Source organism: Nocardia asteroides (genome assembly GCF_021183625.1).
Lineage (GTDB): Bacteria > Actinomycetota > Actinomycetes > Mycobacteriales > Mycobacteriaceae > Nocardia > Nocardia asteroides_A.
The window spans coordinates 3,951,476-3,964,313 of record NZ_CP089214.1; the positions used below are offsets into that span (position 1 = coordinate 3,951,476).

9 protein-coding genes are annotated in these 12,838 nt (G+C 74.6%); 2 read left to right on the forward strand and 7 right to left on the reverse strand.

The features are described 5' to 3' along the window. The first annotated feature begins 13 nt into the window (after positions 1-13). Entirely contained in the window at positions 14-2,176 is a 2,163-nt protein-coding gene (locus tag LTT61_RS18760) for an MMPL family transporter (RefSeq protein ID WP_233015395.1), read from the forward strand. A 1,008-nt stretch (positions 2,177-3,184) separates the two neighbouring features. Here LTT61_RS18760 and LTT61_RS18765 read toward each other — a convergent pair. After that, positions 3,185-4,153: a stage II sporulation protein M gene (locus LTT61_RS18765; RefSeq protein WP_233015396.1), complete on the reverse strand. Its 969-nt coding sequence runs from the start codon at positions 4,151-4,153 to the stop codon at positions 3,185-3,187. Positions 4,154-4,197: 44 nt separating this feature from the next. On the opposite strand from LTT61_RS18765, the gene LTT61_RS18770 reads away from it, so the two are divergent. Then, a complete protein-coding gene (locus LTT61_RS18770) occupies positions 4,198-5,133 on the forward strand; it encodes an RDD family protein (protein ID WP_233015397.1) in 936 nt (311 codons plus the stop codon). A 3-nt stretch (positions 5,134-5,136) separates the two neighbouring features. Here LTT61_RS18770 and LTT61_RS18775 read toward each other — a convergent pair whose 3' ends face one another. From LTT61_RS18775 to LTT61_RS18800, 6 genes are all read right to left on the reverse strand, one after another. Next, on the reverse strand, positions 5,137-6,426 hold the full coding sequence (locus LTT61_RS18775) for a DUF58 domain-containing protein (RefSeq protein WP_233015398.1): 1,290 nt from the start codon (positions 6,424-6,426) through the stop codon (positions 5,137-5,139). Between the two features lie 4 nt (positions 6,427-6,430). Beyond that, complete coding sequence (locus LTT61_RS18780) at positions 6,431-7,414, reverse strand: AAA family ATPase (RefSeq protein WP_233015399.1); 984 nt, start codon at positions 7,412-7,414, stop codon at positions 6,431-6,433. Beyond that, positions 7,411-8,460: a DUF4129 domain-containing protein gene (locus tag LTT61_RS18785; protein ID WP_233015400.1), complete on the reverse strand. Its 1,050-nt coding sequence runs from the start codon at positions 8,458-8,460 to the stop codon at positions 7,411-7,413. Before LTT61_RS18785 ends, LTT61_RS18780 begins: the two co-directional genes overlap by 4 nt. After that, positions 8,457-9,320 carry a hypothetical protein gene (locus LTT61_RS18790; protein WP_233015401.1) on the reverse strand — a complete coding sequence of 288 codons (864 nt, stop codon included), beginning with the start codon at positions 9,318-9,320 and terminating at the stop codon, positions 8,457-8,459. The genes LTT61_RS18785 and LTT61_RS18790 overlap by 4 nt, the downstream gene beginning before the upstream one ends. Positions 9,321-9,329: 9 nt before the next feature. Further along, positions 9,330-10,907 (reverse strand): adenylate/guanylate cyclase domain-containing protein, encoded by a 1,578-nt coding sequence (locus LTT61_RS18795; RefSeq protein WP_233015402.1) that lies wholly within the window; start codon positions 10,905-10,907, stop codon positions 9,330-9,332. Positions 10,908-11,096: 189 nt separating this feature from the next. Beyond that, positions 11,097-12,725, reverse strand: coding sequence for a DUF4407 domain-containing protein (locus LTT61_RS18800; protein WP_233015403.1), 1,629 nt, complete (start codon positions 12,723-12,725; stop codon positions 11,097-11,099). Positions 12,726-12,838 lie beyond the last annotated feature (113 nt).

Consider the following 12,838-nt stretch of genomic DNA (forward strand, 5'->3'; position numbering starts at 1 on the left):
CGGGGAGTCGGGGATGTTCGAGAAACTCGGTGGATTCGTCGTCCGCCACGCGCGGCTGGTGCTGATCGCGGGCGTGCTCGCGCTGATCGGCGGGGGGCTGCTCGGCGCGACCGCCTTCGGCAAACTGCAATCCGGGGGCCAGACCGATCCCGGCGCCGAGTCGAGCCTGGCCGCGAGCAGGCTCGCCGCGGAGTTCGGGACCGACAGCGACTACGTCTTCCTGGTCACGGCGGACCGGGGGGTCGACGACCCGGAGGCCGCGGCGGCGGGGCGGGCGCTGGCCGCGCGGCTGGCCGCCGACGACCGGTTGGTGAACGTGGTCTCGTACTGGGACACCGGCTCGCCCGCCATGCGCGCCGCCGACGGCGGCGCCGCGGTGGTGCTGGCCGGGAACGCCGCCACCGACCCGGCCGAGCAGGACCGCGCGGCCGCGCGGATCGTGGCCACCTACCAGGCCGACGGGCCACCGGTGCGGGTGCTGGTCGGCGGCGGCTCGGCCGTCTTCCACGCGGTCTCCGAGCAGATCGGCTCGGACCTGGCGCTGGCCGAGGCGATCGCGGTGCCGCTCATCCTGATCCTGCTGGTCCTCGCCTACGGCAACGTGGTGGCCGCACTGCTCACCCTCGTCGTCGGCGGGATCGCCATCCTCGGCACCTTCGCCGAGCTGTCGGTGCTCGGCTCGATCACCGACGTCTCGATCTACGCGGTCAACCTCATCACCGGGCTCGGGCTCGGGCTCGCCGTCGACTACGGGCTGCTCATGGTGGCGCGGTTCCGGGAGCACCGGGCGGCGGGCCGGAGCCCGGACGAGGCGGTGGTCGGCGCGGTCGCCACCGCGGGCCGCACCATCGCGTTCAGCGCCGCGACGGTGGTGGCCGCGCTGGCCGCGCTGGTGATCTTCCCGCAGTACTTCCTGCGCTCCTTCGCCTACGGCGGTATCGGCGTGGTCGCCATCGCCGCGGTGGCGGGCGTCGTGGTGCTGCCCGCGCTGCTCGCGGTGCTCGGCGCGCGGGCGGACGCCTGGAAGGTGCCCGGCGTGCGCGGCATCCGCGGCGCGGCGGCGCCGTTCTGGCAGCGGGTGGCCGGCTTCGCGCTGCGCCGCCCGGTGCTGGCCGGGCTGCCGGTGCTCGCGCTGCTCCTGCTGGCGGCCGCGCCGCTGCTCGATGTGCGGTTCGGCACCCCGGACGACCGGGTGCTCCCGGTCAGTACCGAGGTGCGGCAGGTCGGCGACGCCATGCGCGCGGACTTCGGCGGCGGCGACCTCAACTCGCTCACCGTGGTGACCACCGGCGCGGTCGCCCCCGACGCGCTGGCCGGGTACGCGACGGCGCTCTCCGCGGTGCCCGGCGTGACCCAGGTCGACTCCGCCGCGGGCACCTTCGCCGACGGCGCGCTCCGGGCGAGCTCGCCCGCCGACGCCCGCTTCGCCCGGCCCGATGCCGAGCGGCTGACCGTCCGCACCGAGCTGGACCGGGAGACCCCGCAGGCCCGCGAGCTGGTCGACCTGGTGCGCGCGGTGCCCGGCCCGGCGGGCAGCACCGCGCTGGTCGGCGGCCAGGTGGCCGAGCTGCGGGACAGCCTCGCCTCGATCGGGTCGCGGCTGCCGTACGCCGTCGGCTGGATCGTGCTCTCCACCTTCGTGCTGCTCTTCCTCTTCACCGGGAGCGTCGTGCAGCCGCTGCGCGCGCTGCTCTCCAACGCGCTGAGCCTGGCCGCCACGCTCGGGCTCATGGTCTGGGTGTTCCAGCAGGGGCACTTCGCCGGGCTGCTCGGCTTCACCCCGGCGCCGCTGGACGTCTCGATGCTGCTGCTGCTCTTCTGCATCACCTTCGGGCTCTCCATGGACTACGAGGTCTTCGTGATCAGCCGGATCAAGGAGCTGCGCGACGGCGGCGTCGGCGACGAGGAGGCCGTGGTCGAGGGGCTGGCGCGGACCGGGCGGCTGGTGACCACCGCCGCGGCGCTGATCTCGATCAGCTTCCTCGCCTTCGTGGTGAGCGACGTGCGCTTCATCCAGTTCTTCGGCCTCGGCGCCGGGCTCGCGATCCTGATCGACGCCACCCTGGTGCGCGGCGTGCTGGTGCCGGTGACCATGCGGCTGCTCGGCGGGGCGGCCTGGTACGCGCCGCAGCCGCTGCGGCGGGTGCACCGCCGCTTCGGCCTGGCGGAGGCGTGACGCCGGGTACCAGAAGCTGATCTTGATTTCTGCCCGCATAACCGGATTTCGGGTCTGTTGTGCGGGCAGAATCGCGTGGCTACCGGGGTCTATCCGACCCTGGACTGCTGAATCAAGGGCTGTGGCGGGCTGACGCGGCAGTGGCCGCTAACTGCTGGCGATCGTGATGCTGTCCAGCGGGCCCGGAGCTTCATAGGATGTCCACCCCGGCGGCCGTCAATCGTTCGCGTTGCCGACGGTTCATATCGTTTCCGCAGGTAGCGGTGTAGGTGAGGCGAAGATCACACCGCGAATTCGGGTTGCGGTATCGGTGCTCGGGAGCCCTTCCCGAGGGGGTTTTCGGGGCTCTTTCACGGCCGGTGAAAATCGCGGTCGTACAAATGCAAGTACATCTGTATGAACCGCCACGGACGCGGCATGTGGTGAATTGCATCCGGAACCAACTTCAGGTTTTTTTCTGCTTGTCCAACCGGTGGCTATCTGCGTGAACTTCCGGAAAACCCCTGGTGAAACTGGGTGTCATGGAAACATTCCGATTCCTTCGGTCCTGGTCCGCAAACGGCCGCGGAGCGCCCCCGGAAGTCGGGGCGCGTGCTCCGCGGGGCTCGGTGCCCGGGGGCGGAAAAGGGGGTTCCGATGGCCGTCCGGCGCGGCCGCGAATGTGCGGAAACGGGTCGGCCGAAGGGGTTGCCGAGGGGCTGCCGCACCCCCGCTGACCTCGCAGGAGAGGGTTGCGTCCCGATAACGACTGTGTAGAGTTGTCGGTAACGCTGGCCGCAGTTGAGCGGCGACTCGCTGCGGCCAGCGGAACTCAATGGGGGAGTAGGGAATTCATCCCGGCAGGAGCCTCGGTGCAGGCCGCTTTCCGGCCCCGTGGTAGCCCTCCCCGAACCTCCGCTCCGCAGCCCGTTCACCGGTGTGGCTGCTCGGAGTTGGCTGGAGTTGCGGTATTCGGTTCGCGGGATGATGTCGCGAGGTGTGCCGGATGCTGATTCGGAAACGAGTTCCTCAGCGCGCGAGCGCTTTCTGGTCGGCCGCTGCCGCCGCCCTGCGGCCGGGGCCGAAGACGTAGGCGAGGAAGGCGAGCTCGGCGGCGAGCCCCACCCCGATCCGGATCGGGGTCGGCCAGCCGCTCGGCGTCACGAACCCCTCCAGCAGGCCGGAGACGAGCAGCACGAACACCAGCCCGAGCGCGATCGTCGCGGTGGCCCTTCCCTGCCTCGCTGCGGCCTCGATCCGGCTCAGCCCGCCCGGGTCGATGATCGTCCAGCCCAGCTTCAGCCCGGCGCCGCCCGCCACGAAGACCGCGGTCAGCTCGAGCATGCCGTGCGGCAGGATGAAGCCGAAGAAGGCGTCCAGCCTGCCCGCGTCGGCCATCAGCCCGGCGCTCACCCCCACGTTCACCGCGTTCATCACCAGCACGTAGACCGCGGGCAGGATGAGCGCGCCGGTGAAGAGCGCGACCGCGGCCACCAGGGCGTTGTTGGTCCATACCTGGGCCGCGAAGGCGTCGTTCGGGTGCTCGGAGTAGTACGACTCGAAGGCGCCGCCCGCCGCGGTGAGCTGCGAGGTGTCCGCGGGCAGGCCGAGCGCCGAGCGGGCGGAGCCCGACCCGGCCACCCAGCCGGCCACGCCCGTGGCGACGGCGAGGAAGAGCAGCGTCACCGTGGTCCACCACGGCCACGCGCGGTAGACCGCGGCCGGGAAGCGGTGCGTGCAGAAGCGGCCGACCTGCGACCAGTTGTCCGAGCGGGTGCGCAGCACCCGGACCCGGGCCCTGGTCAGCACCGCGCTCAGCCCGGCGACCAGCTCGGGGTCGGGGCTGTGCTGCTGCAGCCGGGCCAGCTGCTGCGAGGTGAGGCGGTAGCGGGCGAGCAGCTCGTCCACCTCCTGGCCGGTCAGGCGGCGTTTGGTGGCCAGCTCGTCGAGCCGGGCCCAGGACCGGCGATGGGTGTAGCCGTACGCGTCGACGTCCATTCGGTTGCCTCCCACTCCCGCCGGTAGCAAGAATGCTAGGCGACATGGCTGCCTTCACCACGGGCGAAGCGGTCGCGCTCGAACTGCCGATCGCCCGCATCCCCACTCGCGCCACCGCGTTCCTCATCGACGTGGTGCTCCAAATCGTGCTCGCACTCATCGCGGCGGGCGGGCTGCTGGTGCTCGGCACCAGGTACGACCTGGACTCCGCCTGGTTCGAGGCACTCGTCGTCGTGCTGATCGTCGCCGTGCTGATCGGCTACCCGGTGCTCTGGGAGACGCTGACCACCGGCCGCACCCCCGGCAAGTTCGTGCTCGGGCTGCGGGTGGTGCGGGCCGACGGCGGGCCGGTCGACCTGCGGCACACGCTGACCCGCGGGCTGGCAGGGGCCATCGTCGACTTCTGGCTGCTCGGGGTATTCGGGGCGGTCGCGGTGGTGACCTCGCTCTGCTCGCCGAACGCGCGGCGGGTCGGGGACGTGCTCGCGGGCACCGTCGTCGTGCACGGGCAGCGGCGGTTGCCGCTGCCCGCGCTCGCGGTGCCGCCACCCTGGTTGGCCGGGTGGGTCGCGCGCACCGACCCGACCGCGCTGCCGGACGATCTGGCGCTCTCGGTGCGCCGCTACCTCACCAGGCTGCCCGACCTCACCCCCGCCGCGGCGCACGAACTCGGGGTCGCGCTGGTGCGCGCGGTCTGCGCGGCGCTCGGCGTCCCCGCGCCGGGGGAGCTTCCGCCGGTGCAGATCCTCGGCGCCGTCGTCGCCGAGCGGCAGCGCAGGGCCCTGCCCGGTCTGCGCGGGCCGGTGCTGGTTCCGGGGGCGGGCAACGGTTTCGGGCCCGCGGTGCCCCAGCCCCTCGCCGCACCGGGCGTGGCGACCGGCGGGCCGTCGCCGTGGAGTGCGCACGCACCGCTGCCGGATAGTTCGGCCGCCGGGAGCCCGCAGGACGGGAACGGCTTTCTTCCGCCGCCGGTGGGCTGAGCCCTACAGCGTCCCGGACCGCTTGAGTTCCAGGTACTCGTCGGCGAGCGCCTCCGGAAGGCGCTCCGGCCCGGCCGCGACGACGGCATAACCACCGCGCCGCAGCGCCTCGGCGACGACGGCGCGCTCCGCCAGCACCTGCTCGGCGGCGGCCGCCGTGTACGGATCGGCGCCGCGCCCGGCGACCGCGGCGGCGATCTCCGGATCGGTCACCGAGACCAGCAGCACCCGGTGCCTGCGGGCGAGCACCGGGAGCACCGGGAGCAGGTTCTCCCGGACGGCGGCGCCGTCCAGCGCGGTGAACAGCACCATCAGGCTGCGCCGCCTGCTGCGCCGGATGGCCGCGCGCACCAGCCCGGCGCAGTCGGTCTCCACCAGCGCCGGGGTGATTCCCGCGGTGGCGTGCAGCAACCGCTGCTGCAGCTTGTTCCCGGTGACCCCGCGCACCTCGGCGCGCACCTCGCGGTCGAAGGCGAGCAGGTCGACGGTGTCGCCCGCCGCCGCGGCCAGCCCGCCGAGCAGCAGCGCCGCCTCGATGGCGGCGTCCAGCCGCGTCCCGTCGCCGACCCGCCCCGCGGCCTGCCGCCCGGTGTCCATGAGCAGCACCACGTGCCGGTTGCGCTCCGGCCGCCAGGTGCGGACGAGCACGTCGGTGGCGCGGGCGGTGGCGCGCCAGTCGATGGCGCGCACGTCGTCGCCTGCCACGTACTCCCGGAAGGAGTCGAACTCGGTCCCCTGACCGCGCATGTTCGCGACATTGCGGCCCTCCAGGTGCTGTAGCCGCTTGACCGCCGAGCGCAGCAGCTTCTCCGCGCGGAAGGCGGGCAGCGCCCGCACCCGCGCCGCGGCCTCGTAGCGGAACTGCCTGCCCGCGAGGCCGAGCGGGCCGCGCAGCCGCACCGTGACCGGCCCGGCGGTGCGATCGCCGCGGTAGGTGGGGGTGAGCGTGGTGTGCAGCCGGGTGGTGGTGCCCGCGGGCAGGTCGAGCGGGTGCTCGCGGCCCGCGGCGCGCGCGCTGTCCGGCCAGTCGTCCCAGAGCGTGCCGCGCGCCGCGCGACCGCCGGTATTGGTGACGACGAGCTCGACGCTCGCCTCGCGGCCGAGCCGGACCGTGGTGATCGGCGCCCGGCGCAGCGTCAGCTCGTCCCGCCGCGGCAGCCCGAGCACGTCGACCAGCACCGCGAAGGCCAGCGCCGCGGTGGCGCCTGCGACGCCGACCCAGGAGGGAAACACCAGCGCGACGAGCAGCCCGAGCACCGCCGCCGCGGCCGCCGTCCGGCCGGTGACGACCATCGGGCTAGACCGGAACCGGGACGGCGTGCAGCAGCGCCGCCATCACCGCCTCGGTGCTCGCACCGTCCAGCTCCGCCTCCGGCTTCAGCTGCAGCCGGTGCCGCAGCACCGCCACGGCGACCACCTTGACGTCGTCCGGGGTGACGAAGCCGCGGCCGTTCAGCCAGGCGAAGGCGCGGGCCGCCGCCATCAGCGCGGTGGCGCCGCGGGTGGAGGCGCCGTGCTGCACGGCGGGCGCGGTCCTGGTGGCCCGGCACAGGTCGACGATGTAGGCGAGCACCTCGGGGGCGAGCGTCACCCTGGCGATCGCGGCGCGTCCGGCGGCCACGTGCGCGGCGCCGGCGACCGGGCGCAACCCGGCGGCGTTCAGGTCGCGCGGGTCGAAGCCGCTCGCGTGCCGGTGCAGGATGCGGAACTCGTCGTCCCGGCCGGGCAGGTGGATGTCGACCTTGAACAGGAAGCGGTCGAGCTGCGCCTCGGGCAGCGGGTAGGTGCCCTCCTGCTCGATCGGGTTCTGCGTGGCGACCACGACGAACGGGTCGGGCAGCGGGCGCGGCGTCCCATCCACCGACACCTGCCGCTCCTCCATCGACTCCAGCAGCGAGGACTGGGTCTTCGGCGGGGTGCGGTTGATCTCGTCGGCGAGCAGCAGGTTGGTGAAGACCGGGCCCTGCCGGAAGGTGAACTCGGCCGAGTGCGGGTCGTAGATCTGCGACCCGGTGACGTCGCCCGGCATCAGGTCGGGGGTGAACTGCACCCGGGTGTGCGTCAGGTCGAGCGCGGTGGCCAGCGCCCGGACCAGCAGCGTCTTCGCCACGCCCGGTACCCCCTCCAGCAGCACGTGCCCGCGGCAGAGCAGGGCGAGCACCAGGTACATGACGGCGTCGTCGTTGCCGACCACCGCCTTCCCGATCTCGGCGCGCAGCGCGGTGAACGCGGCGTGCGCGTCCGCCGCGGTGGGGGTGTGCGTGGTGTCCGTGCTGGTCATCCGACCTCCGCTTCGATCAGATCAAGGTGGGTGGCGACGTGGTCGATGGTCGGTGCGTCCGGCACCGGGCCGTAGAGCACGCCGTACAGCAGCGCGGGCTCGACGCGCAGCCGGGTGGCGAGCACCGCGACCACCCGCTCCGGCCCGTCCTCGGGGTGCAGCCCGAGCCGCGGCCGGACCCGGCGCAGGGTGGCGCGGCGCAGCGTGGCCGCGATGTGCTCGTGGTCGCCGGAGCGGCGGTACAGCGCGGCCTGCCCGGCGAGCAGCTCGTTGGCCCGCACCTCGATCGGGCGCGGCTCGCCGACCAGCGCGCCGCGCCGCCGCGCCCGCCACCAGACCAGTACCGCGGCGGCGATGAGCAGCTGCAGCCCGCCGAAGGCGAGCGGGGCGGGGAGGCGGCTGAAGATCGAGTCCGAGCCGGGGCCGAAGCCGGGGAAGTCGATATCGTCCGGGTAGTCGGTGGGCGGCGGCGGTAGCTCGGGCGGCGGTTGCTGCGGCGGGATCATCGGGGCGCTGCACGCCTGGAGCAGGGCGTAGAGCAGGAAGCCGATGGCGATCGCGGCGGCGAGCATGCCCCAGAAGCGCGGGTTGCGCAGCAGCCGCGGCAGTTCCGGGCGGGCGCGGCGGCGTTTGCGTCCGTGGCTCTCGACCTCGGGGCGCTCCGCCGGCTCCGGGGCCGGTGGCGGTGCGCCCGCGGAGTAGCGGTCGGCGTACTCGAGCCGGCGGTACTCGTCCTCGGTGGCGTGCCTGCCGCCGTAGACGACCTCGTCGAACGAGCCCGCCGCCGGGTGCAGCGGGGTCGCGGACTCCAGCGGGAGCGTGGTGGAGGCGTCGTCCGCGGTCTCCTGCGCGGTGCGCGAGCGGCGGACCTCCAGCGTGCCGTTCTGCTCCAGGCCGCGCAGTACCGCGCGGAAGCGCTCGCGCAGCGCGGTGTCGTAGTCGCGGCGGGCCGCCGCCGCCTCCGACGCGGCCCGGTGCTCGGCCGCTGGGCCGAGCCGGGGAGTGGCGGGCGTCTCGGGGCCGCGTTTGCTCAGGTCGGGGCTCACCGGGCGCCGCCGGTGACGACGATGTCCAGCCCCTCGCGGCGGCAGCGCCGGTCGACGTAGCAGACGACCCGGCCCGCGGCGTCGATCAGCTCGCCGATCGCGGCGATCAGCAGCACACCGCCGGTGATCAGCAGGATCACCGCCCAGCGGCGCGTGCCGGTGTAGTCGGAGAGGTAGAGCGGGATGGCGAGCAGCGGAACCGCGAGCACGGTGAGCAGCAGCATCCGGCAGATCCAGAGCCAGGCCAGCGACCAGCTCGCGCGGTCGGCGAGCAGCCGGGAGCGGGCGACGGCCGCTCCGTACGGCAGCCGCTCCCCGAGCAGCAGCGGGATCACCAGGTAGTACCGCGCCCGCAGGTAGGCGAGCCACAGCACGCCCGCCCCCCCGGTCAGCGGCAGCACGAACCCGCCGATCAGCACACCGACGCCGGTGAACCAGAGCTGGTAGCGCAGCAGCCCGCCGAGGCGGGGGCGCAGCGCCGCCAGCGCGGCGATCGGGCCCGGCTTGTCCCCGCGCAGCGTCGCCAGCCCGAGCGCGACGGTGCAGCCCCGGATCAGGAAGCGCAGCAGCAGGATCGCGAGCGCGCTGCCGAGCACGGCTCCCCACGCGATCCCGGCATCCGACCCGCCACTCAGTTCGGAGAACAGCGCCGTGATCCCGAAGACCAGCGCCTCGGCCAGCGCGACCCCGGCGCCGGTGAGTACCGCGAGCGCGACGACGCATCCCTGGAGCAGCGCGAACGGCTCGTCCAGCTGTTCGCGGAAGGTGAGCGGGCGCACCGGGACCGTCGTGCCGGGGGAGCCCGGTACCGGATCACCTCCCACCCCGACGGCACCGGCCGGGGCAGCGGCAGGTAGCACGCGGCGAGTCTAACCGGACGGACGGGCCAGCCGCGTCGGCTCCGGACGCCCGCGCAGCGTCACCGATTCGCCGAGTTCCCAGTGCGCGGCCTCGGCCGGGTCGGCGGCGCGCACCGTGCTCGCCGAGCTGAGGACGAGCAGCGGCTCGCGCTTGGCGAGTTCGCAGAGCCGGGCCGCCTGGTTCACCGCGTCGCCGATCACGGTGAACTCGTAGCGCTGCCGCGCGCCGACATTGCCCGCGACCACCCGCCCGGCCGCGACCCCGATGGCCGCGGTGAAATCGCTCGCGCCGACCAGCCTTTCGCGGATGGCGCGGGCGCAGGCCAGCGCCGACCCCGCCGCGTCGGCGAGCGGCGCCGGGGTGCCGAAGACCGCGAGCGCGGCATCGCCCTCGAACTTGTTCAGCAGCCCGCCGTGGCGCTCCACCTCGGCCACCACCACGTCGAAGAAGCGGTTCAGGATGGCGACGATCTCCGGCGCCGGCCTGCTCGCGGCCATCGCGGTGGAGCCGACGATGTCGATGAAGAGCGTGGCGGCGTCGGTCTCCATGCCGCCGAGCACCGGGTCGCGCTCCAGCGCGGCGGCGGCGACGTCGCGGCCGACGTGCCTGCCGAACAGGTCCCTGAGCTGCTCGCGCTCGCGCAGCCCGGCGACCATGCGGTTGAAGCCGCTCTGCAGCTCGCCGAGCTCGGTGCCGTCGTAGACGACGACGGCGGCGTCCAGGCTGCCGTCCTCGACCAGCCGCAACGCGCGGCGCACGCCGTTGATCGGCGCGACCGTGGCGGAGAGCGTCTGCGCCAGCAGCACCAGGCCGAAGACCAGGGTGGCGCCGCCGAACGAGAGCACACAGACCGCGAGCCGGGCCGCGCTGACGTCGTCCCTGGCCAGCGCCAGGATCGCGACCACCATGGTGCCCGCGACCGGGACACCGGAGCCGAGCATCCAGACCAGCAGGGTGCGGCCGAAGACGCCGATGCCGCGCCTGCTGCGGGTCGGCGCCGCGTCGAGCACCCGCGCGGTCACCGGCCGCAACGCGAATTCGATCAGCAGGTAGCTGTTCGCGCACACCACGATCGCGCTGAACGCGATGCCGAGCGCGACCTTGGGGATGAAGCGCGGATCGGCCAGCCCGGCGAGCACGGTGAGCAGCGTGACCCCGCCCAGCCAGAGCGCCGCCTGGTAGAGCACGAGCGTGCGCGGCACCCGGCCCGCGGCGATCTGCTCGGCCTCGGTCGGCACGTGGTCCGGGTCGATGGCCCAGCGCAGCGCGCGCAGCCCGCCGGTGGTGCCCCACCAGACCCCGATCAGAATCGCGACCAGTGCGTAGACCGGGGCCGCGATCACGCTCAGCAGCAGCTCGCCGGTGAAGACCGACGGACCGGGCAGCACGAAGCCGATCAGCGCGATGGAGACGACGACGCCGACGAAGTTCGCCAGCACGATGGAGACGGTGAGCAGCCCCTGGATCCGGAGCCGGCGCAGCCCGGCAGGCTCCTCGACGGTGCCGAGCAGCGGCGAGCCCCACGGCGCGCCGACCACCGTCGGCGCGGCGGGGGCAGGCTGCACCGCGGCGTCAGTCTCGGGCATATCGGTCACCGAAGGTCATGGACGCAGCCTAGAGACCGGGGTAGCGCCCGGCTCGGGCTTGTCCGCCTGGCGGCGGGAGGGGTCGGTCGATGCGCGGGGGCGGTGGCGTCGCCGGGGCGCCGGCCGATCGACCGTTTCGCCGGGGCGCCGGCATCGGGCTCGGTCCGAGCCCGGGCGGGAGCGCCGGGTTCACCGGGCCGGGGGCAGGGCGGGGTGCTTCGTCCGGGCGCTGGCATCCGACCCGGAGCGGCCCGGGTGCCGCACCGGCGCGGCGGCGACGCCCGGGTCTCGAGGGCCGGGGGCGGCCACTTCCGGCCCGGACAGGGCGGGGTGCCGACCCGGACCGGCGGGGTCCGGCTCGAACGGGGGCGGCACGGTGGCGACCACCGGATGCTCCGGCTCGCCGTCCAGGACCGCCCCGACCACCACGGTGCGGGTGCGCCGGACGGTGAAGGTGATCTCCTCCCGCTCCTCCAGCGCCCGCACCGCGATCCGCAGCGGCTGGGCGGCGGTGCCGATGGCAGCGGCGACGACGCCGGGCACGAACGGCCGGACGAGCCGGACGGCGGTGCCGGAGAACGGCACCGTGCCGAGGACAGGCAGGTGCACGGCGTCCGGGTCGGTGCGCGCGGGCAGGCCGGTGACGCGCGCCGGCTCGACCGGCACGGCGGCGGGCAGCGCGGGCGTGCCTGCCCGGTCGCCGGGCAGGGCGAGCCCGGCCGCCCGCGGCGACGGCTCGGTGATCCCGATCTCCAGCCCGCCGATGGCCGCGATCACCCGGGTGCGCTGGCGCTCCCGGTCGATCGCGGTATCCGCGTCGGCGACCAGCTTGACGGCGGTGAGCTCCTGCTCGGCCCGCACCCGCTCGGTCTCGGTGCGGGTCTGCGCGCGCAGTACCGCGATGGCCGCGTCCGCCTCCCGCTCGGCCCGGTCGCGCACCAGGTCGGCGGCGATCCTCCGGTCGAAGGTGGTGTCCCCGCGCCAGCGCCGCAGCAGCAGCGGGAGCAGCGCCAGCGCCACGAAGACCAGCAGGCAGAGCAGCCGGGGGAGCAGCGCGGCGCGCTCGTTCATGGCCGACCAGCGGGCGCCGAGCCCGCGATCGGTGGTGGCGGCCGCCGCCCTCGTGCTCAGCTCCCGCTCGGCGATGCCGACCCGCTGGTCCAGCGCGGGCGCGCGCTGCTCGGCGGTGGCGAGCCGGTTGCGGGCGTCGGTGAGCAACTCGTTGGCGGTCCGCGCCTCCGGCCCGTCGCCGGGCACCCCGGTGATCCTGGTATCCGGGCAGCCGGGGCCGGGGTTGAATTCGCAGCGCGCGGTGACAAGGGCGGTGTCGATATCGGCGCGCGCGGCGGCGACGGCGGCGTCCAGCGCGGTGCGCTCGGCGCGGGCCAGCTCCAGCTCGGCGCGGGCGGCGGTGACCGCGGGCCCGGACTCCGCCGCGGCGAGCGCGCGGTCGTCGAGGGCGCGGTCGACGGCGCCTGCGAAGAGCACGGTCGCGGCGAGTTCGGCGAGGACGACGCCGGTCAGCACCGCGAGCAGCGCGCGCCCGGCCGTGCCGAGCGGGTCCGGCATCCGCCCGGGGCGCGCGGTGGCGCAGGCCCGCCCGACCAGCGCGGCGAAGGCGGCGGCCGCGGTACCGGCCGCGACGGCACCGGCGACCGGGAGCGCGGGAGCCGAGGCCGCTGCCGTGACGCCGCCCGCGACCAGGGCGAAGCCGAGCACGGCCGCACCGGTGGTGACGTAGCCCGAGCGCTCGTGCGGCAGCGCGGGAGCATCGGCAGGCGCACCGCCGAGCCGGGTGAACAGTCCGGTCGCGGTCATGGACTCCACATCCTCGGTGTCGGTGGCGGACCGGGGCGTTCACAGAGTGACAGCATCCGGCCGACGCTTCGAGGGGGTGCGCGGCGATGTGGTCGAGTTCACACGGAAGCCCT

Bases quoted from the DNA above. Each gene is read 5' to 3' on its own strand.
- LTT61_RS18760 (WP_233015395.1), top strand. From the start codon at position 14: ATGTTCGAGAAACTCGGTGGATTCGTCGTCCGCCACGCGCGGCTGGTG.
- LTT61_RS18765 (WP_233015396.1), bottom strand. From the start codon at position 4,153: ATGGACGTCGACGCGTACGGCTACACCCATCGCCGGTCCTGGGCCCGG.
- LTT61_RS18770 (WP_233015397.1), top strand. From the start codon at position 4,198: ATGGCTGCCTTCACCACGGGCGAAGCGGTCGCGCTCGAACTGCCGATC.
- LTT61_RS18775 (WP_233015398.1), bottom strand. From the start codon at position 6,426: ATGGTCGTCACCGGCCGGACGGCGGCCGCGGCGGCGGTGCTCGGGCTG.
- LTT61_RS18780 (WP_233015399.1), bottom strand. From the start codon at position 7,414: ATGACCAGCACGGACACCACGCACACCCCCACCGCGGCGGACGCGCAC.
- LTT61_RS18795 (WP_233015402.1), bottom strand. From the start codon at position 10,907: ATGCCCGAGACTGACGCCGCGGTGCAGCCTGCCCCCGCCGCGCCGACG.
- LTT61_RS18800 (WP_233015403.1), bottom strand. From the start codon at position 12,725: ATGACCGCGACCGGACTGTTCACCCGGCTCGGCGGTGCGCCTGCCGAT.